Source organism: Pseudoduganella sp. S-14, from assembly GCF_049913285.1.
GTDB lineage: Bacteria > Pseudomonadota > Gammaproteobacteria > Burkholderiales > Burkholderiaceae_D > Rugamonas.
Genome location: NZ_CP183991.1, coordinates 6,152,855 through 6,177,584, shown reverse-complemented (window position 1 = coordinate 6,177,584; position 24,730 = coordinate 6,152,855). Strand labels below are relative to the sequence as shown.

Sequence of the window (24,730 nt, the reverse complement as noted above, 5' to 3'; positions counted from 1 at the left end):
TGGCTCGATTGCCGTCGCGGCGTGCTTCGAAAGAATCTGCGCAGTGATACGGGACAGCAAGTAGCTGTGCGGTAAAATGCCGGCTATGACAGGAAGATTGCTGGCCATTGACGGTTTGAATATTGTGCGGCGTGTGTATGAGGCAAGTCCGGAACCGGACTCGGACCTCAAAGCCGAGATCGCGATGCGCCATGCGTTCAATGCCTTCCAGCGCCTGGTCAACGGCCACGAGCCGAGCCATATCCTGCCTGCCTTCGATTACGGTGGCCCCACCTGGCGCCACAGCCTGTACAAGGGCTACCGCGAAGGCCGCCAGCCAATGCCGGAAGTGCTGCGCGAGGCGCTGCCCGAATTCTATATGCAGCTGACCAGGATCGGCATGTGCCCGATCGCCATCCCCGAAGTGGAAGCCGACGACGTGATCGGCACCGTGGTCACGCGCTGGCTCAGCGAAAACCGCGGCGAGGCGGTGGTGGCCACTACCGACAAGGACCTGCATTGCCTGATCGCCGAGGGCGCCCGCATCTGGGACCATTTCAAGTCCGAATGGCACGACCGCGCCTGGGTCGAGCAGAAATGGGGCGTCACGCCCGGCATGCTGCCCGACCTGCTGGCGCTGATGGGCGACGAAACCGACTCCATCCCGGGCGTCTCCAATGTGGGCGTGAAGACCGCCGCCAAACTGTTGCGCACATACGGCACTCTGGACGCAATCATGGCCGGTGCAGGCATCCTGAAGGACAAAATCGGCGAAAGCCTACGAAAAGAGCGCGAGATGTTGTATCTTTCTCGTCAATTGGTACAACTGAAGACGGACGTCCGGATCGGCGTGAGCTGGAATATGCTGGCCTGGGACCACCGTTGAAACCCCTGATGTTAAAAGCGGTTCTTATCGACAGCAGCGCTATCGCCCGCGGCCTGCTCAACACAGTCCTGATCGACGGCGGCTACGACGTGGTCGGCCAGGCGCACACCTGCGTGGCGGGCAATGTGCTGCTGATCAAGCACCAGCCGCAGATCATCTGCATCTCGCGCGACTGCATCGAAGCCGACGAGCCGGCCATGCTGGCGATGCGCAAGGACTGGCCGAAAGCCATGATCTTCATGGTGTCGTCGGAATTCGACCAGGCAACGATCCAGAAGGCCCACGCAATGGGCATCAACGGCTATATCGTGAAGCCGTTCAATGGCGGTACGGTATTGAAGACCATCCGCAACACCATCATCACTACGGTGAAGCGGCAACAGAAGGCGCAGGCCGACGCGCAGGGCGCCAGCCCGGCCGAAGGATCAGACGAAGTTTGAGCCGTCGATGATGCCGCCGCCCAGGCAGACGTCGCCGTCATACAGCACGGCCGACTGGCCTGGAGTGACTGCCCACTGGGCATCCATGAATTTCAGCGCGAATTCGCTGTCGCCGTTGGCAGCGACGTCGCAAGGCACGTCAGCCTGGCGGTAGCGGGTCTTGGCGCTGATGCGGCCAGCTTCCGGCGCCACGCCGGCAACCCAGCTGGCCTGGCCTGCATGCAGGCTTTCCGACAGCAGCCATGGATGGTCGTGGCCTTGCACCACCCACAGCGTATTGTTTTCAACGTCCTTGCGCGCCACGTACCAGGCGTCCGACGAACCGTCGGCGTTCTGGTAAGTCTTCACGCCGCCGATACCGATGCCCTTGCGCTGGCCTAGCGTATAGAAGGACAGGCCGACGTGCTCGCCCACCACCTTGCCGTCCGGGGTCTTGATCGGACCGGCCTTGTAGGACAGGTAGCGGTTCAGGAATTCGCGGAATGGCCGCTCGCCGATGAAGCAGATGCCGGTGGAATCCTTCTTGGCCGCGTTCGGCAGCTGCAGCTTTTCGGCAATCTTGCGCACTTCGGTTTTAGGGATTTCGCCCAGCGGGAACAGGGTCTTCGACAACTGCGCCTGGTTCAGGCGGTGCAGGAAGTAGCTCTGGTCCTTGGTGTGGTCGACGGCTTTCAGCAGCTCGTGGCGGCCGGTGGCGGTGTTGTGGCGCACGCGCGCATAATGGCCGGTGGCGATCAGGTCCGCGCCCAGGTGCATGGCATGGTCGAGGAAGGCCTTGAACTTGATCTCCGCATTGCACAAAACGTCCGGGTTCGGGGTGCGGCCGGCCTGGTATTCGCGCAGGAATTCCGCGAACACGCGGTCCTTGTATTCGGCGGCGAAATTAACAGCTTCGATGTCCACGCCCACCACGTCGGCCACGCTGGCCGCGTCGATCCAGTCCTGGCGCGAGGAGCAATATTCGGAATCGTCATCGTCTTCCCAGTTCTTCATGAACAGGCCGACAACTTCATAGCCTTGTTCTTTCAGTAACCAAGCGGAAACGGAGGAATCAACGCCACCGGACATGCCGATGACCACTTTTTTCTTGCTCATGTTGTAAATCGTCCAAACTTAGAGGAAGTCTTCAGACTTCCTCAAATACCGACACGTGGGTGTGCAGGATTTCCAGGGGGGCGCGCTTTCCTGCCAAGTATTCATCCACACAGGTCAGCAGCAGGGGGCTGCGGTGGCGTTCGCGGCAGGCCGCGATTTCATCGCGCGTCATCCAATGCGTGCGCAGGATGCCTTCATCCAGCGGGCGATCCGGATAGTAAGCGCCAACCTCGCCGCAGAAGGCAAAGCGCAGGAAAGTCACCAGTTGGCCGGTACGCGCCGAGCGGTAGCGCGACATATACATGCCTACCAGGGCGGTCGGGGTGAAATCGTAAGCGGTTTCTTCCAGCGTTTCGCGGATGACAGCCTGTTCCAGCGACTCCAGGGGATCGAGGTGGCCGGCGGGCTGGTTCAGGCGAATGCCGTCACTGGTTTCTTCCTCAATCAGAAGAAACTTCCCGTCGCGCTCGATGACGGCGGCGACTGTGACATTCGGTTTCCAGGTACGCGGCATGTTAGTCCATCCTCAGAAGACCCGACATTGTAGCCTGATCTTGCCTCTTCGTTGTTACCACGACGTGAAATGCTTGTGCATTGCAACAATTCGGCATAGGTAATGTTGGCCGCAGAACATTTCATGTTAGATTTTAGTCAGTTTTTCCCACTATTTGGAGGCATTATGAAGATTGGCGTACCGGCCGAGTCAAGGCCGGGGGAGACCAGGGTGGCGGCAACGCCCGAGACGGTCAAGAAACTAGCAGTCAAACACCAGGTGATTGTGCAGGCGGGAGCCGGCATTCCAGCCTCGGTGACGGACGAAGCATATGCCGCTGCCGGCGCCACCATTGGCACCGCGGCAGAGGCTCTGGGCGCGGAAATGGTACTGAAGGTACGCGCCCCGAACGCCGAGGAGCGCAGCCTGATGAAACCGGGCGCCGTGCTGGTCGGCATGCTGAATCCTTTTGACGGGGAAAACATTGCGGCCATGGCGGCTTCCGGCCTGTCCGCGTTTGCATTGGAAGCTGTGCCGCGTATCACGCGCGCGCAGTCGATGGACGTCCTGTCCTCCCAGGCCAATATCGCGGGCTACAAGGCCGTGATGGTTGGCGCGAATACCTACCAGCGTTTCATGCCCATGCTGATGACCGCAGCAGGGACCGTGAAAGCTGCCCGTGTGCTGATCATGGGCGTCGGCGTGGCCGGCCTGCAAGCGATTGCGACCGCCAAGCGCCTGGGCGCCGTGATCGAAGCGTCCGACGTGCGTCCGCCAGTGAAAGAACAAGTGGAGTCGCTCGGCGCAAAATTCATCGACGTGCCATACCTGACCGACGAAGAGCGCGAGATCGCGCAGGGCGTTGGCGGCTATGCGCGCCCGATGCCACCCGAATGGATGAAACGCCAGGCGGAGCTGGTGCATGAACGCGCGAAGCAGGCTGACATTGTCATTACCACGGCACTGATTCCGGGCCGCCCGGCGCCGGTGCTGATCTCCGAAGAAACCGTGAAGGCCATGAAGCCCGGCTCCGTCATCGTCGACCTGGCGGTGGAGCAGGGCGGCAATTGTCCCTTGTCCGAACTGGGCAAGACGGTGGTCAAGCATGGCGTGCATATCGTGGGCGAGCCTAACCTGGCCTGCCACGTGGCGGCGGATGCCTCCGCGCTGTATGCGCGCAATGTGCTGGACTTCCTCAAGCTGGTCTTCGACAAGGAGGACAAGCTGGTCATCGACCGCGAGGATGAAATCATCAAAGCAACGCTGGTCTGCCACGGCGGCGAGCAGTTGCGGAAATAGGAGAGACGAATGGAAGTCAGTCACACCATCATCAACCTGATCATCTTCGTGCTGGCCGTGTACGTGGGCTATCACGTGGTCTGGAACGTCACGCCGGCGCTGCATACGCCGCTGATGGCGGTAACCAATGCAGTATCGGCCATCATCATCGTGGGCGCCATGCTGGCGGCCGCGCTGACCGAAGGCCTGGTTGGGCAAATCATGGGCACGCTCGCCGTGGCCCTGGCTGCGGTCAACGTGTTCGGCGGATTCCTGGTCACCCAGCGCATGCTGGAGATGTTCAAGAAGAAGGAGAAGAAGGCGCCTGCGGCGGCTGCTGCTGCGCCGGCTGAGAAGGAGGCCAAGGCATGAGTTTCATCACCATGAACCTTGTCACGATGATGTACCTGATCGCGTCTGTCTGCTTCATCCAGGCGCTGAAAGGGTTGTCGTCGCCGGCCTCGGCGCGCAAGGGCAATGCCTTCGGCATGGCCGGCATGGCGATTGCCGCCGTGACCACCATCGCGCTGATCCTGCGCCTCAAGCACGACGCGTCGGCTGCGGCGGAAAGCGCCGAGGCGGTTGCCGCCATGGCGCGTTCCATGGGGCTGGATGTACACGCGCGTTCCGGTTCCGGTGGCCTGGGCCTCGGCCTGGTAGCGCTGGGTGTGCTGGTGGGCGGCGGCATCGGCGCCTTCCTCGCCAAGCGCGTCGAGATGACCAAGATGCCGGAGCTGGTGGCCGCTATGCACTCGCTGATCGGCATGGCGGCGGTCTGCATCGCCATCGCTGCCGTGGCCGAGCCGCATGCCTTCGGCATCGCAGCACGCGGCCAGGCACTGCCGGTCGGTAACCGCATCGAGCTGTTCATCGGCACCTTTGTCGGGGCGATTACCTTCAGCGGCTCGGTGATCGCTTTCGGCAAGCTGGCCGGCAAGTACAAGTTCCGCCTGTTCCAGGGTGCACCTGTCGTATTCAGCGGCCAGCACATGCTGAACCTGGTGCTGGCGCTGGTGATGATTGGCCTGGGCCTGGTATTCGTGTTCAGCGGCGGCAGCGAGCCGGCATGGGCCCCATTCCTGGTCATGACGGCGATTGCCTTCGTGCTGGGCGTGCTGATCATCATCCCGATCGGCGGCGCCGACATGCCGGTGGTGGTGTCGATGCTGAACTCCTACTCGGGCTGGGCGGCGGCAGGCATTGGCTTCTCGCTCAACAACTCGATGCTGATCATCGCCGGTTCGCTGGTGGGTTCCTCGGGCGCGATCCTGTCCTACATCATGTGCAAGGCCATGAATCGCTCGTTCTTCAACGTGATCCTGGGCGGCTTTGGCGGCGACACCTCCGCTGCGGCGGCAGGTGGCGCGCAAGCGCAGCGCAATGTGAAGTCGGGTTCTTCGGATGACGCCGTGTTCCTGATGCAGAACGCCGAAACCGTGATCATCGTTCCGGGCTACGGCCTGGCGGTGGCACGCGCCCAGCACGCGCTGAAGGAACTGGTCGAAAAACTCGGCCACCACGGCGTGACGGTGAAATACGCGATCCACCCGGTCGCAGGCCGCATGCCGGGCCATATGAACGTGCTGCTGGCGGAAGCCGAAGTGCCGTATGACCAGGTATTCGAGATGGAAGACATCAACAGCGAGTTCGCGCAGGCCGACGTGGTGCTGGTGCTGGGCGCGAACGACGTGGTGAACCCGGCGGCGAAAGATCCGAAGTCCCCGATTGCCGGCATGCCCATCCTCGAGGCCTACAAGGCGAAAACCATCATCGTCAACAAACGCTCGATGGCCTCCGGCTATGCAGGCCTGGACAACGAGCTGTTCTACATGGACAAGACCATGATGGTCTTCGGCGACGCCAAGAAAGTGCTGGAAGACATGGTGAAGGCCGTCGAATAAGGCCTGCACTCACAGCCGAGTCCGTGTCCCACCATGGGGTCACACCCCATTTGGGACACGAGCTCTACTTTTAAAACAGTCGAGCCTGTGTCCCATTTCGGGTGTGACCCCATGGTGGGACACGGGCTCGACTGTTTTAATGGGTGGGTTTGGCGCGCTGGCGCTGGAATTCGCTGATCTGGGCGGCGTAGCGTTGCTGGGAGGCCGGGGTGTGCCAGCTGTTCTGCGCTTTGATCATGGCGGCGGCGCCTTCGGCGGTGCCGACGATCTGGTCGATGCGGTTCGCTGCCGCCATGCCCCAGGCGTTGCGCGGGCAGGCGATGCCGCCCAGCATGGGTTTGTTGTTTTGCGCGATCGGTACCGTTTTCAGGGCGCCGATCTCAGGCTCGGCTTTGCTGGCGTATTGCAGCGCGTAGTCGTAGTCGAGGGTGTAGTCGGCGCGGCCGTGCACCACCAGCTTCAGCACATTGCGGCCGTAATCGCCGACCGAGGTGGTCTCCAGCCTTGAATTGGCGGGGCGCCTGGCCAGCAATTCGTCTACTGCCGCGCCGTAGCTGCGGCGTTCCACCACGATGCCGCGCAAGACGGGGTCGGACAATAATTTCTGCAGGTCGGCTTCGCCATGGGCGTTCAGCGGCAGGCGCGGCAGGGTGCTGGCCTGCACCACCAGCTGCAGCGGCGGCACCAGGTTGGTGTTGACGAAGTAGGCCAGCTTGTCCCTTTCGGCATTGCGCAAGGCGGCCACCACGCAGGCTTGCTCGCCGCGCTCGATCATCAGCCAGGTGCGTTTGGGATTGGCGTAGATGAAGCGGTGCTCGGCTTCGGGCCAGCGGGCGCTGATGTATAGCGCGATCTGGTCGGCGATGCCGGTGGTGGGCTTGCCGTCCACTGGCATCGAGGCAGGCGGCACGTCGGGCATCAGCCAGGACATCCTGTCGCGTGCCTGCACGCCTGGCACCAGCAGGGCGGCGAGCAGCGCGAAGGCAGGGCGGCGCATGGTGTTTCCCTTAGCGGCGGCCGTACATCATCAATTCGGCCAGCACGGCGCGCGCGGGGGCGGCGAGGTCGATGGCGGCCAGGCCGAGGCCGAGCAGGGGCTGCAGCAGCGATTCGTTGGCGAAGATGCGGGCCATCGTGTCGGTCAGGCGCACAGTCAGTTTGCGGTCGCGGCTGCGCTGGGCGGCGTATTCTTCCAATGCCTGTGGCGTGGCGCCGCGTGCCAGGGCGCGTGCCAGTTCGGTGGCGTCGCGCAGGCCCAGATTGAGGCCCTGGCCGGCTACCGGGTGCAGCGTTTGCGCGGCATTGCCGATGGCGACGCTGCGCGCGCTGCCCGTCACGCCGGCGTTCAGGCCGAGCGGGAAGGCCAGGCGGCGCGTGGCGTGCGTGAACTTGCCGAGGCGCTCGCCGAAGGTCTCGCCCAGCTTGGCAAGGAAGGCGGCATCGTCCAGCGCGAGAATGGCTTGCGCGCTGGCGGGGCGCGCGCACCAGACCAGCGAGTAGCCGTCGTCCTGCGGCAGCAGGGCCAGCGGGCCTTCGCTGGTGAAGCGTTCGTAGGCGCGGTGCGCCAGCGGGGCGCTGGTGTTGACCTGGGCGATGATGGCGGTCTGCCGGTAGTCGCGCGTTTCGGCCTTGTCGGCCTGTTCGCCGAACAGCCCGCCCTCGGCTTGCACTACCACGGCGGCGCGCAGCGCGTGCGGGCTTTGGCCTTCGCTTTCAAGGTGCAGGGTGACACTGTCGGCGGCTTCGTCGCTGCCGGTGACGCGCACCGGGCGCAAGGCGGCGATGCCGAGGCGCTGGCAGACGTTGCCCAGTGCTTCGACGATGGCGCCATAGCGCGTGACGTAGCCCAGCGCGGGCAGCTTGTGTTCGTCGCGCGTGATCATGCTGCGGCCGAACTGGCCGCGCCGCGAAACGTGAATCTCGTGAATCGCGGTGGCGTGGATCGGCCAGGCGCCGACCTGTTCGAGGATCTGGCGGCTGCCGTAGGACAGGGCCAGGGTGCGCGGGTCCTGCATGGCCTGTTCGAGCGGCTTGGTGTCCACCAGCACGATGCGGGCGGCATCGACGCCGCGGTTTACCAGCATTGCTGCCAGCGCCATGCCGGCCGGGCCGGCGCCGCAAATGGCGATATCGTAATCAGTCATTTCATCAGAGCTTCAATCTCGGCCACTGTCTTGGGCGCGCCGCCCGTCAACAGCTGGAAGCCGCCATCGGTGACGATCACGTCGTCTTCGATGCGGATGCCGATGTTCCAGTATTTTTCCGGCACGCCTTCGGCCGGGCGCACGTAGATGCCAGGTTCCACCGTCATCGCCATGCCGGCTTGCAGCAGTCGCGAAGGCTTGTCTTCGCGACTTACGTCGCGGTACAGGCCCACGTCATGCACGTCCATGCCGATCCAGTGGCCGGTGCCGTGCATGTAGAACTGCGTGTATTTTTTCTCGGCCAGCACTTCGTCCAGCGTGCCTTGCAGCAGCCCGAAGTCCAGCATGCCCTGCGCCAGCACTTGCACGGCGGCGTCGTGGGCGTCGTGGTATTTTCGTCCGGGCTTGATGGCGGCGAAGGCGGCTTGCTGCGCAGCCAGCACCAGGTCGTACAGTTCGCGCTGGGCGGGGCTGAAGCGGCCGTTGACGGGGAAGGTGCGGGTAATGTCGGAGGCGTAGCCATCGAGTTCGCAGCCGGCGTCGATCAGCACCAGGTCGCCGTCCTGGGTGCGGCGGTTGTTGGCGTTGTAGTGCAGGACGCAGGCGTTGGGGCCGGAGGCCACGATCGGCGTGTAAGCGGGGAACTGGGCGCCGTGGCGGCGGAACTCGTGCAGCAGTTCGGCTTCCAGTTCGTATTCGAAGGCGCCAGCGCCACGGGCGCCGGCAAAGCGCATGGCTCGGGCGTGGGCGCCTGCGGAGATCTCGCCGGCGCGCAGCATGATGGCACGCTCGTGGTCGTCCTTGAACAGCCGCATTTCATCGACCAGGGAAGGCAGGTCGCGCAGCGCGGGCGGCGCGGTGGTGCCGCTGCGCGACAGCCTGCGCACGCCGTCGAACCAGCGCCGCTGCTGCTCTTCGCCGCCGCGTGCCAGCGAGGCGTACAGGGCGCTGGCGTTGGACAGGTGTCGCACCATGTGCTCGTCCAGCGCACCGACCGGGTGGGCGGCGTCGAAGCCGAACGCCTCGCGTGCGGCCTCGGGGCCGTAGCGGTAGCCGTCCCAGATTTCGGATTCGAGGTGCTTTTCGCGGCAGAACAATATCGATTGCGCGGCGGCGTTGCCGCGCGGCGCCACGAGCACCAGCACAGCTTCCGGCTCGGTGAAGCCGGTCAGGTAATAGAAGGAGCTGTCGTGGCGGTAGGGGTATTCGGTGTCGGCATTGCGCGTCGCTTCGGGCGCGGTGCCGATGACTGCCACGCTGCCCGCTTCCATCTGGGCCAGCAGGCGCGCGCGGCGGTCGGAGTATGGTTTCATGCGTTCAGTTCTTCCAGTTGGCGCACGGTGCCGACGTTGACCCATTCATCCTGGTAGATCTCGCCGCCGATGCGGCCCTGGTCGGCGTATTCGAACAGCAGCTTGCCCAGGCCGGCCTTCTGGCCCGGCGTGATACCGGCGAACATCTCGGGACGGTACACGCCGATATTGGCGAAGTTCCACTTCGGCGAGCCCTGGCCGGAAACGGTGTACAGGTTCAGGGCGAAGTCGCCTTCCGGGTTGTGCCACGGGTTGGGCGTCAGCCAGATCCAGGCGATGTCGCGCACGTGGGCCGGATACGGATCGCCGCGGTGGTCCTTGTCCTTCAGCACATCCAGCGCTTCGGAAAAATCGAAGTGCGGGCAGAAAATATCGCCCGACAGCACCAGGAACGGGTCTTCGCCCAGCAGGTGCAGGGCATTGGCGATGCCGCCTGCCGTTTCCAGCGCTTCCGCTTCCGGCGAATACTGGATCTGGGCGCCGAACTGCGAACCATCGCCCAGCGCTTGCTCGATCATGTGGCCGAGGTGGGCATGGTTGATGACGATCTCCGTGATCCCGGCGCGCACCAGGTTCAGGATGTGCCAGACGATCAGCGGGCGGCCGCGTACTTTCAAGAGCGGCTTGGGGCAGGTGTCGGTCAGGGGCCGCATGCGTTCGCCGCGGCCGGCGGCGAGGATCATGGCTTTCATGCGTCGTCCCTCAGAAGGTGTAGCCGACTTGCGGCGCGGTGCCTTCCAGCGTGTCGAGCAGCTTGATCAGCGGCTTCAGGTCGCGGTAGCGGTTGGCGGTCTTGCGCACGTATTCCATCACGGTCGGCAGGTCGCCCAGGTAGTGCGGCTTGCCGTCGCGGTAGTTCAGGCGGCAGAAGATGCCGAGGATCTTCAGGTGGCGCTGCAAGGCCATGTATTCGAAGTCCTTGTAGAACTCGTCGAAGTCCTTCTTCAGCGGCAGGCCGGCGCTGCGCGCGTGCTGCCAGTAGCGGATCAGCCAGTCCAGCACCAGTTCCTCGTCCCACGAGACGTAAGCGTCGCGCAGCAGCGAGGCGGCATCGTAGGTGACCGGGCCCCATACCGCGTCCTGGAAGTCGAGGATGCCGGGGTTGCCCTCGTCCATCCACATCAGGTTGCGCGAATGGTAGTCGCGGTGCATATAGACCTGGGGCTGGGCCAGGCAGTTGGCCAGAATCGCCTCGAACACCTTGTCCAGTTCCTGCTGCTGCTTCTCGCTCAGGGTGGCGGCCAGGTGCTTGCCGATATACCACTCGGGGAAGATATTCAACTCGCGCAGCATGAAGGCGCGGTCGAATTCCGGCAGCACGCCGGGCTGGCTTGCCTGCTGGATCTTGACCAGCGACGACAGCGCTTCGGCATACAGGGTGGCGGCCGAATCGTGATTCAGCGCCTGCAGGTAGGTGGTGGTGCCCAGGTCGGACAGCAGCAGGAAGCCCTGCGCGACGTTTTCGGCAGCGATTTTCGGCACCGACACGCCGGCAGCTTCCAGCAAGCCCTGGACCTTCACGTAAGCCGGCACGTTTTCGCGCTGCGGCGGGGCGTCCATGGCGACCAGGGTGGCGCCGTGCGCGGCGCGGTGTGCCGGCAGCACGTCAACGCGGAAATAGCGGCGGAAGCTGGCATCCTCGGAGGCAGGGCGCGCCGAAGCGGCGTCCACCAGGCCGGTGCCTTGCAGCCATTCGGTAAGCTCGGCAAGGCGTGGATCGGGGGCTGGGGATGGTGAATTAGACAATAAAGACATTAAAGCAGCCTGCGAAATCCAGTGAGTGGTAAAGATTCCCATATAATAAGGGATTCACATTAAAAAATCGCCTTTATGGTGTTTCACGCGTCCCCCCCATGACCCGGTTCCTGGCACCCCCCAACCCAAAGCGCTGGGCGTTCGCCTTGACCGCCATTGCCGCCGCCACCGCGGCGATGTCCGCCCATGCGCAGTCGCATCCAGCGGCCAAACGCCCGCCGCATGTGGAAGACAAGAATGCCCCGACCACCATACGCGCCGAAGACATGGCCGGCCGCCCCGAACGCGACTTGCGCCTGCTGCGCGACGTGGAAGTCGTGCACGACAAGACGCGCGTGACCGCCGACTCGGCCAGCTTCCAGCAGGTGGAGCAGGAGCTTGAGGCCAAGGGCAATGTGCGCCTGTGGCGCTTCGGCGACTATTACACGGCCGATGAACTGAAACTGAACCTGGAAACGGCGCGCGGCTATGCGCTGCAGCCGACCTACCAGCTGGAAGCCAATAACGCCCAAGGCAAGGCGCAGCGCATCAACTTCCTGAACGACGACGAAGCCCAGGTGGTGGATGGCACCTACAGCACCTGCCAGGGCCCGAACCCGGACTGGTATGTGAAGGCGCGTTCGCTGAACCTGGACCAGGGGCGCGACGTCGGCACCGCCGGCGCCACCCTGATCTATTTCAAGGACGTGCCGATTCTGGGGACGCCGGCCATGTCGTTCTCACTCTCGGGCGCGCGCCGCTCCGGCTGGCTGCCGCCGACCCCGTCGTACTCCTCGCGCGGCGGGGCCGAGCTGGTGCTGCCGTATTACTTCAATATCGCGCCCAACCGCGACCTGACGCTGTACCCGCGCTATATCGCGCGCCGCGGCCTGCAACTGGGCGCGGTGGCCCGCTACATGGGCGAGACCGACGGTGGCAACTACTACGAGGGCAGGACCCTGCTCGAGTACCTGCCCAACGACAAGGAAGCCAACCGCGACCGCTGGCAGCTGCATACGGTGCACACCCAGCACCTGACCGAGGACTGGACCTATGGCTGGAACCTGCGCGCCGCTTCGGACAACAACTACCCGAGCGACTTTTCCAAGACCGTGGCCTCCTCGTCCGAGCGCCAGCTACTCAAGGAACTGCGCACCGACTACGGCGGCGAATACTGGAGCCTGACAGCGCGCGCGCAGAAATACCATGTGCTGCAGGATCCGGGTTATCCCGCGGACCCATCGCTGTTCGTCTCGCGCCCCTACGACCGCCTGCCGGCCATCAACCTGCATGCGGCGCGTTACGACGTGGGCGGCTTCGACTGGCAGCTCGATTCCGAGCTGACCCGCTTCTGGCACCCGGACATGATCAAGGGCAACCGCCTGGTGGCGGTGCCGCAGCTCAGCTATCCGATCATCGGCGCTTCCTATTTCGTGACGCCGAAAGTGATGCTGAACGCCAGCGCCTACCAGCTTGACGCCTTCGGCAGCGACCCATCGCGCTCGCTGCAGCGCGCGGTACCGACCTTCTCGCTCGACTCGGGGCTGATCTTCGAGCGCGATACAAAGTTTGCCGGCAAGAAGCTGACGCAGACCCTGGAGCCGCGCCTGTTCTACGTCTACACGCCGTACCGCAAGCAGGACCAGTACCCGAACTTCGACACCGCGCCGGCCACCTTCAACTTCTCGCAGATCTTCAGCGAGAACCGTTTCGTCGGTTCCGACCGCGTTGGTGACGCCAACCAGGTGACGGCGGCAGTCGTGTCGCGCTTCCTGGAGTCGTCCGGTGCCGAGCGCCTGCGCCTGGCGTTCGGCCAGCGCTTCTACTTCGCCGACCAGCGCGTGCAGATCGACAATTCCACGCCGGTCAACAGCACCCGTTCCGACATGCTGCTGGCGGCCACCGGCCGCATCTCCAATTCCTGGGGCATCGACAGCCTGGTGCAGTACAACCCGAGCACCAGCAAGGTCACCACCTCGAATATGTCGCTGCAGTACCAGCCGGGCACCTACAAGGTGCTCAACGCCGGCTACCGCTATGTGCGCGACAGCTTCAAGAATGCCGACCTGTCGACCCAGTGGCCGATCTCGGACAAGTGGTTCGGCGTGGGCCGCGTGTCGTACTCGCTGCGCGAGCACAAGATGCTGGAAAGCGTGGTGGGCCTGGAATACAACTGCGATTGCTGGGTATTCCGCATGGGCGCGCAGCGCTTCGTCACCACGGCCAAGAAGACCTCGACCCAGTTCTTCTTCCAGCTGGAGTTGAACGGCTTGTCCAAGCTCGGTTTCGGCAACCCGCTGGAGGTGCTGAAGAACAGCATTCCTGGCTATCGCCGCGTCAACGAAGGCCGTTAAGCTTTCGATTTCATCCACACTGATACATGAGCGTTTCAGATATGCACCCGATCAAATTAGCTGTTGCCCTGCTGTGTGCTTCCCTTGCCGTCCCGGCCCTGGCGCAGGACGCCAAGCCTGCCAAGCCGGCAGTGCCGGCAGCCGCTGCTGCCAAGGCGGCGCCATTGAAGGGCTTCACGCCGCCTGGCCAGTCGGCCAACGCGCCGATCGACGCCATCGCCGTCATCGTCAACGATGAAGTGATCACCCAGCGCGAACTGAACGAACGCGCGGCCACCATCGTGGCGCGCATGCAGCAGCAGAAGCTGGCCGTGCCTGACCAGGCCGAACTGCGCAAGCAGGTGCTCGAGCGCATGATCGTGGAGCGCGCCCAGCTGCAGCTGGCCAAGGAAATGGGGGTGCGGGTGGACGACAATATGCTCGACCGCGCCATCGCCCGCATCGCCGAGCAGCAAAAGATGACGGTGCAGCAGCTGCGCAACCAGATGGAGAAGGAGGGCACCACCTTCGCCTCCTTCCGCGAAGAGATCCGCGAAGAGATCATCATGCAGCGCCTGCGCGAGTATGAGGTCGACAACAAGATCACCATCGGCGAAGCGGAAGTGGACAGCTTCATCGCTGCCGAGAAAGCGGCCGCGTCCGATCAGTTCGAGCTGAATATCTCGCAGATCATGGTGCGCATCCCGGAAAATGCTTCGCCCGAAGTGCTGGGCCAGCGCCAGAAGCGCGCCGAGGAAGTGCTGCGCCAGCTGCGCACCGGCGCCGACTTCGCCAAGATGGCCGCCACCTATTCCGACGCCTCCGACGCGCTGCAGGGCGGCGCCGTGGGCTGGCGCCCTGGCAGCGCGCTGCCGCCGATCTTCGCCGAGGCGCTGAACAAGCTGAAGCCGGGCCAGAACACCCCGATCATCAAGAGCGCGGCCGGCTTCCACATCCTGAAGCTGGTCGACAAGCGCAGCATGGCCGAAGCGGCTGCCCAGGAAACCGTGCAGCAGACCCATGCCCGCCACATCCTGCTGAAAGTCACGCCGACCATGAGCGCGGCCGACGCCAAGCGCAAGCTGCTGGAACTGAAGGAGCGCCTGGATAACAAGGCGGCCAAGTTCGAGGAACTGGCGCGCCTGTTCTCCAACGACAGCACCGCCAGCAAGGGCGGCGACCTCGGTTGGCTGTACCCGGGCGACACCGTGCCCGAATTCGAGCAGGCCATGAACGGCCTGAAGCCGGGCCAGGTGTCCGAACCGATCGAATCGTCCTTCGGCTACCACCTGATCGAGGTGCTGGAGCGCAAGACCGACGACGTCTCGAAAGAGAAGCAGCGTGCCGCGGCCCGCAATGCCCTGCGCGAGCGCAAGCTGGTGGAAGCGGTGGAAGACTGGCAGCGCCAGGTGCGCGACCGCGCCTACGTCGAGTTCCGCGACGAATCGTTGAAATAAGCAGGCGGGGGACACCATGAGCGCCAACCTGCAAGCACGGCGCCCAGGTGTGCGCCCCGGGGTTCGTCCAGTGATTGCCATCACCACCGGCGAGCCGGCCGGCATCGGGCCGGAAATCGCCATCCGCGCCGCCTGGGCCATGCGGCACCAGGTCAATGCGGTGCTGGTGGGCGACGCCGCCTTCCTGGCCATGACCGCCTCGGCCATCGATCCCGAGATCCGCATCAGCGCCGTCACCACCATGGCGGCGCGCAATGCTGGCCTGCCGCACTTCGGCGCGGACCGCCTGTGCGCGCTGGACATCCCGCTCGGCGCCCATGTGCAGCCGGGCGTGTTGGACAAGGAAAACGGCCGCTACGTGCTGGCTACGCTGGACGCCGCCATCGAAGGCATCCGTGCCGGCTGGTTCGAAGCCGTGGCCACCGCTCCGGTGCAGAAATCCACCATCAACGACGCCGGCGTGCCCTTTTCCGGCCACACTGAATACTTTGCCGAGCAGACCGGGACCGCGCGCGTGGTGATGATGCTGGCCGGCCAGCCGCGTGCAGTCGCCGGCGCGGAAGATGCGCCGCCCTTGCGCGTGGCGCTGGCAACCACCCACTTGCCGCTGAAGGAGGTCAGCGCTGCGCTCACGCAGGAGAGCCTGGCGCAAACGCTGGACATCATCCAGGCCGACCTGCGCGGCAAGTTCGGCATCGCCGCGCCGCGCATCCTGGTGGCGGGCCTGAACCCGCATGCGGGCGAAAACGGCTACCTGGGACGCGAGGAAATCGATACCATCACCCCGGCGCTGGAAGCTGCGCGCGCGCGCGGCATCGATGCGCGCGGCCCGTACCCGGCCGACACCCTGTTCCAGCCCAAATATCTGAAAGACGCCGACTGCGTGTTGGCCATGTACCACGACCAGGGCTTGCCGGTGCTGAAGTACGCCACTTTCGGCCACGGCATCAACATCACGCTCGGCCTGCCGCTGATCCGCACCTCGGTCGACCACGGCACTGCGCTCGACCTGGCCGCGCAAGGCCTGGGCCTCGCCGACTGCTCCAGCATGCAGGCCGCACTGGAGGCGGCGCTGCAGATGGCGCAGGCCAGCCAATAAGCAGAAAGAACAACCATGAAACACATTGCCCGCAAACGCTTCGGCCAGAACTTCCTGCAGGACGACCGCGTCCTCGGCGACATCATCGATTCCATTGCGCCGGCCGCCGGCGACACCATGGTGGAAATCGGCCCCGGCCTGGCCGCCATGACCGACCTGCTGCTCAAGTCCCTGCCGCACATGCACGTGGTGGAACTGGACCGCGACCTGGTGGCGCGCCTGGAAAAGCGCTATCCACGCGAAAAACTGACCATCCACGCCGGCGACGCGCTGAAGTTCGACTTCGGCTACATCCCGGTGCCGGAAGGGAAGAAGCTGCGCGTGGTGGGCAACCTGCCGTACAACATCTCCTCGCCGCTGCTGTTCCACCTGGCCGAATTCGCACCCATCGTGCAAGACCAGCATTTCATGCTGCAAAAGGAAGTGGTGGAGCGCATGGTGGCCGAGCCGGGCACCAAGGCCTACAGCCGGCTGTCGGTGATGCTGCAATGGCGCTACCGCATGGCCCTGCTGTTCATTGTGCCGCCGGACGCCTTCGACCCGCCGCCGAAAGTCGATTCGGCCATTGTGCGCATGATCCCGATCGAGCAGCCGCTGGCCTGCGACCCGGCGCGGCTGGAGGCGGTGGTGCAGAAAGCCTTCTCGCAGCGCCGGAAAGTAATCCGCAACTGCGTGGCTGGCATGTTCACGCCGGAGCAGCTGGAAGCGGCCGGCATCAACCCGCAAGACCGCCCGGAAATGGTGCCGGTGGCAGCCTACGTCGCGCTGGCCAACCTGCCTGTCTGATTAAAAGTCGGGGTCAGGTGGCGATCAGTTCCAGCACCTGGTCTGCCACGCGCTCCCAGGTGAACGCTTTGGCGTACTCGAGGCTGCCGGCGCTGACGCTGAGCCAGTAGGCCGGCTGCTCGAATTTCTGGATTTCCCGGGTCCAGGCAGCTGCATCGAGGTGAGCGGCGTAGCGCGGGTGTTCGCCGGCCCAGGCCTTGATGCTGTCGAGTCCGTGGGTCAGGACGGGAATCCCGGCTGCCATCGCTTCCAGGATGGTCAGGCCAAAGCTTTCATGGTCGGTCGGGTGCAGCAGCAGGAAGGCCAGGCGCAGGATGCCGATCACTTCTTCTTGGCGCTTCCTGCCGTGGAAAGTCATGCTTGGCTCGTTGCCATACTTGGCCAGCAGGCTGTCCAGCAGCGGGCCGTCGCCGACGATGTCGAGGTGGTAGCCTTGCCGGGCCAGGCCGCTTTGCATGAAAAAGTCCGTCAGCCAGTCCACGTTCTTGCTGCCATCCAGGCGGCCAATGTACAGCAGGCGCTTGTCGGCCGGGTAGGCCGGTGGGTTGGGCGGGAAGAAGGCGCCGTCCACGCCCAGCGGCAGCGATTGGATCTCCAGGCCCCATTTCCGTCGGGTCTTCTCCGCTGCGCGGTATCCAAGGTAAAACACGTCCTTGGCCGGCACGTGCTTGAAGAAGCCGCGCAGCGATACGCCCGGCAGGAAGTGGCGGAAACGCTGGCGCAGCGCCGGGTAGCGCTTCGACAAGAGGTAGGCATCGGCTTCGTAGAAAGTCACGATGTAGTCGTAGCGCGACAGGTCCATGCCGCTTTGCCCGAGCGAGCGGAAAAAGCTGTAGCTCTCAATCTTGAACGGGCTGGTCATGAGCAGCTTGCTGAGCACGCGGTTCAGCTTGCTGTCGCGGGCGATGAACGGCAGGGTAAGCAGCTCGACGCCTTCCAGGTCGACCAGGCGTTTGCGGCCTGCGCCGGGCTCGCCGCTGAGCAGCGTGATCTGCGCCTTGTGCTTGAGCCGCTGGCAGAACTGGCTGACCACTGTTTCCGTGCCGCCAATATAGCCGGCCACGGTGGGGCAGATGAACAGCATGTGTGGTTTTTCTTGTTTCAAGCGGTGCTTGCCTTCTACGTGGGGACGCTGTCGAAAAGTAGCCGACTATAGCTTACCAGCAGCGCGCCCATCAAGGCTGACCCGGCGAAGGGGAGGGGCGGCGGCGCCGGAGCAAAAAAAAAGCCCGCTCAGGGAGCGGGCTGAATCCATTTCTGTTAAGAAGTGGAGGAGACAGGTGTAATTATGCTGCGTCGCGGCATATTGTTCCAATTTATTTTTGGAATTCCAGTCATTCCACTTGCTTATATCACGCCGGGTTGCAGACCACTTGCACGTTGTTGCGGGGCTCGTCGCCCATTACGCCGCTACCGTTCAAGACTTCGCATTTCAGGCTAGGCGGCTGGGTCAGGACGCTGATGCCATAGGCGGTGCCGACCGGGAGCAGGTTGGGCAAGGCGAAGGTGGTGGCGCCCTTGGCCACCGTAATGCTGCCGCTCGAGCTGCCGTTGACCAGTACCAGGTCGCCGGTGGTCAAATGTTCCACGGTGCCGGTGACGGCGTAGGCGTTCTGGGCGCAGCTGATCTGGATGTTGATCGAGGTGGTGTGGCCAGCCGAACCGATGTTGGTGCTGCCCAGGAAGCCGCAAGTCATATGCGCTGGCTGCTGCACGATCTCGACCTTGTATTCGGTGCCGTAACTGATGCTGTTGGGGAAGCTGAAGGTGGTGGCGCCGGCCGGCACTTCGACGCTGTCGCCGGCGGCGGTTTTCAGCTTCAGGCCACTGTTGTTCAGGCCGGCAATGGTGCCGCCAATCGTGAAACTGGCTTTACCGCCGCAGGCTGCCAGGGCGACGGCCAGCAGGGCCGTGGCAAGGAGTTTTGCTTTCATCTGGACTCTTTCTTAGTTGCAGGTAACAGTCACGATCAAGTTGAAATTGATATCCTTACTTGGCTCGATTTTGCCGGTACCGTTGCCGTTGGTGCCACCGGCAACCGTGCATTTCTGGCTGGGGTTGGTCGGTTGGTTCAGCACGGTGACCCCATACACGCTGCCGTTGCCGATCGGGGTGGCGAACTGCCAGCTGCCGTTGGCGGCCACGTTCACGGTCTGGGCCCCGTTGGCCAGCACCAGGCCGCTGCCGGCCAGGCCGCTGACCGTGCCGCCCAGCGGGTACGGGTCGGGGGTGCAGGTCACGACTGTCTGGTTGTAGGTGTAGTAGTTGATCTTGCCGGTGTTGTTGGCCAGCTTGCAGCTGACGTTGGCCGGCACGCTCTTGATGCTCACATTGAACTGGGAGTCCGGAGCCATCAGCGTCTTGAAGGAATAACTGCCGTTGCCAGCGGTGGTGATGGTCAGGTCGTCGCCGCCATTGTTCTGCAGCACCAGATCGCCGCGGTCCAGTCCGAGGACCTGGACCACCAGGGCGATGCTGCCATTGCCCTTGCCGCCGCAGGCGGCCAGTCCGGCGACGCACAGCAGCGCGGCGGCGGCAGACAGATACTTACTCTTCATTCCACTTTCTCCAGTCGGTTGCGCGCGTCGCGCGGTCAAATCGGCGCCTATTTTAGTGCATTTGCACCTTCCATAGCCGATTTGGCCAGCTTTTCCCTTGTAACAGCTTGCAACCGCGGCGCGGTACAATGCGCCCATGAAGCCGAAAGCCATCCTGTTCGACCTGGACGACACCCTGTGGCCGATCGCGCCCGTCATCGCTGAAGCGGAGCTGACGCTGCACGCCTGGCTGGCGGCCCATGCGCCCAAGGTGGCGGCGCAATGGTCGGTCGATGCCTTGCGCGCGCACCGCGCCGAACTGGCGGCGGCCCAGCCGGAACTGCTGATCGACCTGGGCCAGCTGCGCCGCGCCAGCCTGCACGCGGCCTTTGCCGCAGCCGGCGAGGATGGGGCCCGTGTCGAAGGCGCCATGGCGCACTTCTTTGCCGCGCGCAATGCCGTCACGCCGTACGATGATGTGCTGCCGGGCTTGCTCAGGCTGCGCCAGCATGTGCAGCTGGGCACGATTTCCAATGGCAATGCCGACCTGGAAGTGATCGGGCTGGCCCACCATTTCGAGGTATCGCTGGCGGCGGCCCGTTTCGGCGCGGCCAAGCCGGCGCCGGACATCTTCCGCGCGGCCTGCCAGGCGCTGGGCGTGGCGCCGCACGATGCCGTGTACGTCGGTGACGACCTGGCGCTGGACGTGGCGGGGGCGCAGGCGGCCGGCTTGCGCGCAGTGTGGATGAACCGCCGCGGTGCCGGTTTGCCGGACGGCGCGCCGCAACCGGACGCGATTTGCGCCACGCTCGATGAACTGCTTGCGTGGCTGGAACAACAGTTGGCAGAATAGGCCTATGCATCTCGATCTCCGTGCCCAAACCCTGCTCAAAGCCCTGGTCGAGCGTTACATCGCCGACGGCCAGCCGGTCGGCTCGCGCGCCCTGTCCAAGATTTCCGGACTGGAGCTGTCGCCGGCCACCATCCGCAACATCATGGCCGACCTGGAAGAGCAGGGCTATGTGGCCAGCCCGCATACCTCGGCGGGGCGGGTGCCGACCCCGCGCGGCTACCGCATCTTTGTCGACACCCTGCTGACGGTGCAGCACATCGACGAACGCGCGGTGCAGGCCGGCTTGCAGGTGGCCTCGCCGCAGCCGCAAAAGCTGATTGCCAACGCGGCCCAGATGCTGTCCTCGCTGACCCAGTTTGCCGGCGTGGTGCTGGCGCCGCGCCGTGAGTCGGTGTTCCAGCAGATCGAGTTCCTGCGCCTGAGCGAAAAGCGGGTGCTGCTGGTGATCGTTTCACCCGGCGGCGACGTGCAAAACCGCATCCTGCTGACCGACGTCGATTACACGCCGGCCCAGTTGCAGCAGTCGGCCAATTTCATCAACCAGCACTATTCCGGGCTGTCGTTCGAGGACGTGCGCGGGCGCCTGCAGCACGAGCTGCGCCAGTTGCGCGACGATATGGGGCGCCTGATGAAGGCGGCGGTGGAGGCGGGCAGCGAGGCCATGGCCGAATCGGAAGATATGGTGATCGCCGGCGAGCGCAACCTATTGTCGGTGACCGACCTGTCCTCGAACATGAGCTCGCTGCGCGCGATGTTCGACCTGTTCGAGCAGAAGACCGGATTGATGCAGCTGCTGGACGTGTCGTCCAAGGCCTCCGGCGTGCAGATTTTCATCGGCGGCGAATCGCAGCTGGTGCCGATGGATGAAATGAGCGTGGTCACCGCGCCCTATGAGGCCAACGGCAAGATCGTGGGGACGCTGGGGGTGATCGGGCCGACCCGCATGGCGTACGAGCGGGTGATCCCGATTGTCGATATCACGTCGCGGCTGCTATCGAACGCGCTGAGCAACCACTAAAAAAATAAATGGGGACGTACCCCATTTATTTTTCGAAGAAAAATGGGGTACGTCCCCATTTGTTTTTTAGTGCTTGTGCGGGCAGTTGACCTTGGTGCAACTGCCGTAGATGGCCAGTGCGTGTTCGGCGATCTTGAAGCCGCGCTCGGCGGCGATGCTTTGCTGGCGCTTTTCAATCTCTTCGTCGACGAATTCTTCAACCCGGCCGCAATCGAGGCAGACCAGGTGGTCGTGGTGCGAGCCTTCGTTGAGCTCGAAAATCGCCTTGCCGCTCTCGAAATGGTTGCGGTTGAGCAAGCCGGCCTGTTCGAACTGGGTCAGCACGCGGTACACCGTGGCCAGGCCGACGTCCATGTTTTCGGCCAGCAGCAGCTTGTACACGTCTTCCGCCGTCAGGTGGCGCACGGGGCTGCTCTGGAAAATATCGAGGATCTTCAGGCGCGGCAGGGTAGCCTTCAGGCCGGAGGCCTTCAGGTCGGTAGGGCTGTTACTCATGTTTGCTAACGTCAGTTGCGGGAAGTGCTTTATGATATAGCGTTTTAGGCACTTCTGCTCACGGAATTGAGGTATGCATAATATGCGTTTGACCCCGCTGTCTTTGTTGCAACGTAGCACTCCGCTGCTGGCTGCCGCCCTGTTGGCTGCCTGCGCCAGCAAGCCAGCCACCGTGGCCCCGGTGGAAGCCTCGCAGGGGGCCCAGACCACCCAGATCACCAAGACGCAGAAATTCCTGTGGTTCTTCTCGCCTTACCGCCCCGATATCCAGCAGGGCAATTTCGTGTCGAAGGAGATGCTGGCCCAGCTCAAGAACGGCATGACGAAGGACCAGGTCAAGTTCCTTCTCGGCACACCGCTGATGGCCGATGCCTTCCACGGCAAGCGCTGGGACTACCCGTTCCGCCTGGCCAAGGGCAATGGCGAGCTGACCACCAGCACGGTGGTGGTGTTCTTCGACCAGGATGACAAAGTGGTCAGCTTCGAGGGCGGCGACCTGCCGACCGAACAGGAATACATCGCACGCATCGCCGGCCCGATCAAGGAATTCAAGAAGTCCGAGGATGCCAAGGGCAACCTGGCGCCGGGCAAGGCGCCGCTGCCGGGCGGCCAGGAATCGGGCACCAGGCAATAACCGAGGAAACAGCAAGATGACGCAACTGAATATCGCCATCGCCGGCGCCAGCGGCCGCATGGGCCATATGTTGATCGAGGCGGTGCAGAAGGCGCCCGAGGCACGCCTGTCCGGCGCGCTGGACCGCGAAGGCGCGCCGGCCCTGGGCAGCGACGCCGCTGCCTTTACCGGCCAGCCGGCCGGCGTGGCCATCACCGCCGACCTGGCCGCCGGCCTGGCCGGCGCCGACGTGCTGATCGACTTCACCCGCCCGGAAGGCACCCTGGCCCACCTGGCCTACTGCGCCGAGCATGGCGTGAAGATGGTGATCGGCACCACCGGCTTCGATGAAGCGGGCAAGGCGGCCATTGCGGCTGCGGCGCAAAAGACCGCGATCGTGTTCGCGCCGAACATGAGCGTGGGCGTCAACGTGACGCTGAAGCTGCTGGAGTTCGCCGCCAAACAGTTCGACCTGGGCTACGACATCGAGATCATCGAGGCGCACCACCGCCACAAGGTCGATGCGCCGTCCGGCACCGCGCTGAAGATGGGCGAGGTGATTGCCGGTGCGCTGGGGCGCGATCTGAAGGAGTGCGGCGTGTTCGCGCGCGAAGGCGTGACCGGCCCGCGCGATCCGTCCTCGATCGGCTTCGCCACCGTGCGCGGCGGCGACATCATCGGCGACCATACCGTGATGTTTGCCACCGAGGGCGAACGCATCGAAATCAGCCACAAGTCCTCTTCGCGCCAGCATTACGCCAACGGCTCGCTGCGCGCAGCGCAATGGCTGGCCGACAAGAAGACCGGCTTGTACGATATGTACGACGTGCTGGGCCTGAACGGCTGATGGAGCACTTTACCTTTGCCAGCTACTGGCAGCGCGGCGATGCGATCAGCCATGCCGTGGCCTACCTGCTGCTGGCGATGTCGCTGGCCTCATGGTTCTTCATCCTGTGGAAGGGCTGGGCTTCGTGGCGCATCCGGCGCGCGGCGCCTGTGGTGCAGGCATTCTGGGACGCGCCCTCGGTGGCCGATGGCGTGGCGCTGATGGCAGCGCGCGACCAGGAGCGTATCTTCGCCGCCGTGGCGCAGGCCGGGGCGCACCAGCTGGCGCACGCCAAGGGCGGCAGCATCGCCGCCGAAATGGGGCGCTCGGAACAGGTGACGCGCGTGCTGCGCGATGCGATCCATGTCTCGACCACGCGGCTGGAGTCGGGCCTGACCTTGCTGGCGTCGATCGCATCGACCGCGCCGTTTGTCGGCTTGCTGGGTACCGTGTGGGGCATCTACCACGCGCTGGCCGCGGTGTCGGCGCAGGGCACGGTGCAGATCGACAAGGTGGCCGGACCGGTGGGCGAGGCGCTGATCATGACCGGTGTCGGGCTGACCGTGGCGATTCCGGCGGTGCTGGCGTATAACGGCTTTAACCGCATCAACCGCATCACGCTGTCCGAGCTCGACGCCTTCGCGCACGACTTGCACGCTTACCTGGCCAGGGATTGAACTGATGGCATTCGGCTCCTTCAACCATCACCGGCAGAAGGAATCCATGGCGGACATCAACGTCACGCCGATGGTGGACGTGATGCTGGTGCTGCTGGTGATCTTCATCATCAGCGCGCCGATGTTTACCAATGCGGTTCAGCTGGAACTGCCCAAGGCGCAGGCCAAGGCGCTGCAGCAGGAGGCCGATACCGTGACCCTGGCCATCGATGCCGCCGGCACGGTTTACTGGAATAACGATGCCTTGCAGCCGGGCGAGCTTGGGGAGCGCCTGGCCGAGGCGGCGGGCTTGCCGCAGCAGCCGGAGTTGCAGCTGCGCGCGGACAAGGATACCCGCTATGAAGTGGTGGCGCAGGTGATGGCGGCGGCGCAGTCGCATGGCCTGACCCGTCTTGGTTTCGTCACCGATCCGAAGGAAAAGAAATAATGGCTATTGCAACTTTAAACGGCGGCGCGATCGGCGACGAAGCGGCTTTTCATGCTGCCTGCCAGGCGGAACTTGGGTTCCCGTCGGGGTATGGCGCGACTATTGACGCCTGGGTGGATTGCCTGTCCTACCTGCGCGATGAGGACAATATGACGCGCTTCCGGCTCAAGCCCAATGAAGTGCTGGAGATTGTCATTACCGATGCGAAGAAGATGCCGGGTGATTTGCTGGAAGAGATCAGCTACTGCGTCGGCGGGATCAATGAGCGCTATGAGGATTATGGTGAGAAGCCGGCGTTGAAGCTGACTTTGCGCTAAACCCGGTAATTCAGGGTCTGACCCAAGGG

General features: G+C 64.0%; 27 protein-coding genes. 16 read left to right on the top strand and 11 right to left on the bottom strand.

All coding sequences use genetic code 11. The annotated features are described in order from the left end of the window. The first annotated feature begins 85 nt into the window (after positions 1 to 85). Together ACN9MZ_RS28505 and ACN9MZ_RS28500 are read left to right on the top strand one after the other, a co-directional pair. Complete coding sequence (locus ACN9MZ_RS28505) at positions 86 to 865, top strand: 5'-3' exonuclease (protein WP_426340143.1); 780 nt, start codon at positions 86 to 88, stop codon at positions 863 to 865. A gap of 8 nt (positions 866 to 873) precedes the next feature. Then, complete coding sequence (locus tag ACN9MZ_RS28500) at positions 874 to 1,305, top strand: response regulator (protein ID WP_426340142.1); 432 nt, start codon at positions 874 to 876, stop codon at positions 1,303 to 1,305. Here the strand turns inward: ACN9MZ_RS28500 and mnmA are convergent. Together mnmA and ACN9MZ_RS28490 are read right to left on the bottom strand one after the other, a co-directional pair. Then, the gene (gene mnmA / locus ACN9MZ_RS28495) at positions 1,291 to 2,400 is read right to left on the bottom strand and encodes a tRNA 2-thiouridine(34) synthase MnmA (RefSeq protein WP_426340141.1); all 1,110 of its coding nucleotides are present in this window, start codon (positions 2,398 to 2,400) and stop codon (positions 1,291 to 1,293) included. The genes ACN9MZ_RS28500 and mnmA overlap by 15 nt on opposite strands. 31 nt (positions 2,401 to 2,431) lie before the next feature. Beyond that, positions 2,432 to 2,914: an NUDIX hydrolase gene (locus ACN9MZ_RS28490; protein ID WP_426165803.1), complete on the bottom strand. Its 483-nt coding sequence runs from the start codon at positions 2,912 to 2,914 to the stop codon at positions 2,432 to 2,434. Between the two features lie 165 nt (positions 2,915 to 3,079). Here ACN9MZ_RS28490 and ACN9MZ_RS28485 point away from each other — a divergent pair, with 165 nt between their 5' ends. The 3 genes from ACN9MZ_RS28485 to ACN9MZ_RS28475 are packed head-to-tail and all read left to right on the top strand — an operon-like array spanning position 3,080 to position 6,072. Continuing rightward, positions 3,080 to 4,192, top strand: coding sequence for a Re/Si-specific NAD(P)(+) transhydrogenase subunit alpha (locus ACN9MZ_RS28485; RefSeq protein ID WP_426340140.1), 1,113 nt, complete (start codon positions 3,080 to 3,082; stop codon positions 4,190 to 4,192). A 9-nt stretch (positions 4,193 to 4,201) separates the two neighbouring features. After that, a complete protein-coding gene (locus ACN9MZ_RS28480) occupies positions 4,202 to 4,543 on the top strand; it encodes a proton-translocating transhydrogenase family protein (RefSeq protein ID WP_426340139.1) in 342 nt (113 codons plus the stop codon). Next, complete coding sequence (locus ACN9MZ_RS28475) at positions 4,540 to 6,072, top strand: NAD(P)(+) transhydrogenase (Re/Si-specific) subunit beta (RefSeq protein ID WP_426340138.1); 1,533 nt, start codon at positions 4,540 to 4,542, stop codon at positions 6,070 to 6,072. The genes ACN9MZ_RS28480 and ACN9MZ_RS28475 overlap by 4 nt, the downstream gene beginning before the upstream one ends. A gap of 136 nt (positions 6,073 to 6,208) precedes the next feature. On the opposite strand, the gene ACN9MZ_RS28470 is transcribed toward ACN9MZ_RS28475, so the two are convergent. From ACN9MZ_RS28470 to ACN9MZ_RS28450, 5 genes are read right to left on the bottom strand one after another with little or no spacing between them, the layout of a single operon-like run. Continuing rightward, positions 6,209 to 7,069, bottom strand: coding sequence for a TIGR02285 family protein (locus tag ACN9MZ_RS28470; protein WP_426340137.1), 861 nt, complete (start codon positions 7,067 to 7,069; stop codon positions 6,209 to 6,211). A gap of 10 nt (positions 7,070 to 7,079) precedes the next feature. Continuing rightward, positions 7,080 to 8,216 (bottom strand): UbiH/UbiF/VisC/COQ6 family ubiquinone biosynthesis hydroxylase, encoded by a 1,137-nt coding sequence (locus ACN9MZ_RS28465; protein ID WP_426340136.1) that lies wholly within the window; start codon positions 8,214 to 8,216, stop codon positions 7,080 to 7,082. After that, positions 8,213 to 9,529 (bottom strand): Xaa-Pro aminopeptidase, encoded by a 1,317-nt coding sequence (pepP, locus tag ACN9MZ_RS28460; protein ID WP_426340135.1) that lies wholly within the window; start codon positions 9,527 to 9,529, stop codon positions 8,213 to 8,215. The genes ACN9MZ_RS28465 and pepP overlap by 4 nt, the downstream gene beginning before the upstream one ends. After that, positions 9,526 to 10,221 carry an N-acetylmuramate alpha-1-phosphate uridylyltransferase MurU gene (murU, locus tag ACN9MZ_RS28455; RefSeq protein ID WP_426340134.1) on the bottom strand — a complete coding sequence of 232 codons (696 nt, stop codon included), beginning with the start codon at positions 10,219 to 10,221 and terminating at the stop codon, positions 9,526 to 9,528. The genes pepP and murU overlap by 4 nt, the downstream gene beginning before the upstream one ends. Before the next feature lie 10 nt (positions 10,222 to 10,231). Beyond that, positions 10,232 to 11,284 (bottom strand): aminoglycoside phosphotransferase family protein, encoded by a 1,053-nt coding sequence (locus tag ACN9MZ_RS28450; protein WP_426340133.1) that lies wholly within the window; start codon positions 11,282 to 11,284, stop codon positions 10,232 to 10,234. A gap of 98 nt (positions 11,285 to 11,382) precedes the next feature. Here ACN9MZ_RS28450 and ACN9MZ_RS28445 point away from each other — a divergent pair, with 98 nt between their 5' ends. From ACN9MZ_RS28445 to rsmA, 4 genes are read left to right on the top strand one after another with little or no spacing between them, the layout of a single operon-like run. After that, positions 11,383 to 13,617 carry an LPS-assembly protein LptD gene (locus tag ACN9MZ_RS28445; RefSeq protein WP_426340132.1) on the top strand — a complete coding sequence of 745 codons (2,235 nt, stop codon included), beginning with the start codon at positions 11,383 to 11,385 and terminating at the stop codon, positions 13,615 to 13,617. A gap of 41 nt (positions 13,618 to 13,658) precedes the next feature. Next, positions 13,659 to 15,053 (top strand): peptidylprolyl isomerase, encoded by a 1,395-nt coding sequence (locus tag ACN9MZ_RS28440; protein ID WP_426340131.1) that lies wholly within the window; start codon positions 13,659 to 13,661, stop codon positions 15,051 to 15,053. A gap of 16 nt (positions 15,054 to 15,069) precedes the next feature. Then, positions 15,070 to 16,152, top strand: a complete 1,083-nt coding sequence (gene pdxA, locus ACN9MZ_RS28435; protein WP_426340130.1) for a 4-hydroxythreonine-4-phosphate dehydrogenase PdxA — start codon at positions 15,070 to 15,072, stop codon at positions 16,150 to 16,152. A gap of 15 nt (positions 16,153 to 16,167) precedes the next feature. Further along, a complete protein-coding gene (gene rsmA, locus ACN9MZ_RS28430; RefSeq protein WP_426340129.1) occupies positions 16,168 to 16,938 on the top strand; it encodes a 16S rRNA (adenine(1518)-N(6)/adenine(1519)-N(6))-dimethyltransferase RsmA in 771 nt (256 codons plus the stop codon). 13 nt (positions 16,939 to 16,951) lie between these two features. On the opposite strand, the gene ACN9MZ_RS28425 is transcribed toward rsmA, so the two are convergent. The 3 genes from ACN9MZ_RS28425 to ACN9MZ_RS28415 all read right to left on the bottom strand — a co-directional run bounded on the left by ACN9MZ_RS28425 (position 16,952) and on the right by ACN9MZ_RS28415 (position 19,496). Further along, the gene (locus ACN9MZ_RS28425; protein WP_426340128.1) at positions 16,952 to 18,022 is read right to left on the bottom strand and encodes a glycosyltransferase family 4 protein; all 1,071 of its coding nucleotides are present in this window, start codon (positions 18,020 to 18,022) and stop codon (positions 16,952 to 16,954) included. Between the two features lie 268 nt (positions 18,023 to 18,290). Beyond that, positions 18,291 to 18,872, bottom strand: a complete 582-nt coding sequence (locus ACN9MZ_RS28420; RefSeq protein WP_426340127.1) for a hypothetical protein — start codon at positions 18,870 to 18,872, stop codon at positions 18,291 to 18,293. A 12-nt stretch (positions 18,873 to 18,884) separates the two neighbouring features. Beyond that, entirely contained in the window at positions 18,885 to 19,496 is a 612-nt protein-coding gene (locus ACN9MZ_RS28415) for a hypothetical protein (RefSeq protein WP_426165773.1), read from the bottom strand. A gap of 136 nt (positions 19,497 to 19,632) precedes the next feature. Between ACN9MZ_RS28415 and ACN9MZ_RS28410 the strand changes: the two genes are divergently transcribed. Continuing rightward, positions 19,633 to 20,328, top strand: a complete 696-nt coding sequence (locus tag ACN9MZ_RS28410) for an HAD family hydrolase (protein ID WP_426340126.1) — start codon at positions 19,633 to 19,635, stop codon at positions 20,326 to 20,328. Positions 20,329 to 20,332: 4 nt separating this feature from the next. Continuing rightward, positions 20,333 to 21,346 (top strand): heat-inducible transcriptional repressor HrcA, encoded by a 1,014-nt coding sequence (gene hrcA / locus ACN9MZ_RS28405; protein WP_426340125.1) that lies wholly within the window; start codon positions 20,333 to 20,335, stop codon positions 21,344 to 21,346. A gap of 66 nt (positions 21,347 to 21,412) precedes the next feature. On the opposite strand, the gene fur is transcribed toward hrcA, so the two are convergent. Continuing rightward, on the bottom strand, positions 21,413 to 21,841 hold the full coding sequence (fur, locus tag ACN9MZ_RS28400) for a ferric iron uptake transcriptional regulator (protein WP_090439976.1): 429 nt from the start codon (positions 21,839 to 21,841) through the stop codon (positions 21,413 to 21,415). Between the two features lie 106 nt (positions 21,842 to 21,947). On the opposite strand from fur, the gene ACN9MZ_RS28395 reads away from it, so the two are divergent. The 5 genes from ACN9MZ_RS28395 to ACN9MZ_RS28375 are packed head-to-tail and all read left to right on the top strand — an operon-like array spanning position 21,948 to position 24,701. Beyond that, the gene (locus tag ACN9MZ_RS28395) at positions 21,948 to 22,475 is read left to right on the top strand and encodes an outer membrane protein assembly factor BamE (RefSeq protein WP_426340124.1); all 528 of its coding nucleotides are present in this window, start codon (positions 21,948 to 21,950) and stop codon (positions 22,473 to 22,475) included. Between the two features lie 16 nt (positions 22,476 to 22,491). Then, positions 22,492 to 23,301 (top strand): 4-hydroxy-tetrahydrodipicolinate reductase, encoded by an 810-nt coding sequence (dapB, locus tag ACN9MZ_RS28390; RefSeq protein WP_426340123.1) that lies wholly within the window; start codon positions 22,492 to 22,494, stop codon positions 23,299 to 23,301. Then, entirely contained in the window at positions 23,301 to 23,957 is a 657-nt protein-coding gene (locus ACN9MZ_RS28385; protein ID WP_426319537.1) for a MotA/TolQ/ExbB proton channel family protein, read from the top strand. Before dapB ends, ACN9MZ_RS28385 begins: the two co-directional genes overlap by 1 nt. A gap of 4 nt (positions 23,958 to 23,961) precedes the next feature. Further along, positions 23,962 to 24,384 carry an ExbD/TolR family protein gene (locus ACN9MZ_RS28380; RefSeq protein ID WP_426340122.1) on the top strand — a complete coding sequence of 141 codons (423 nt, stop codon included), beginning with the start codon at positions 23,962 to 23,964 and terminating at the stop codon, positions 24,382 to 24,384. After that, positions 24,384 to 24,701 carry a barstar family protein gene (locus ACN9MZ_RS28375; protein ID WP_426340121.1) on the top strand — a complete coding sequence of 106 codons (318 nt, stop codon included), beginning with the start codon at positions 24,384 to 24,386 and terminating at the stop codon, positions 24,699 to 24,701. The genes ACN9MZ_RS28380 and ACN9MZ_RS28375 overlap by 1 nt, the downstream gene beginning before the upstream one ends. Positions 24,702 to 24,730 lie beyond the last annotated feature (29 nt).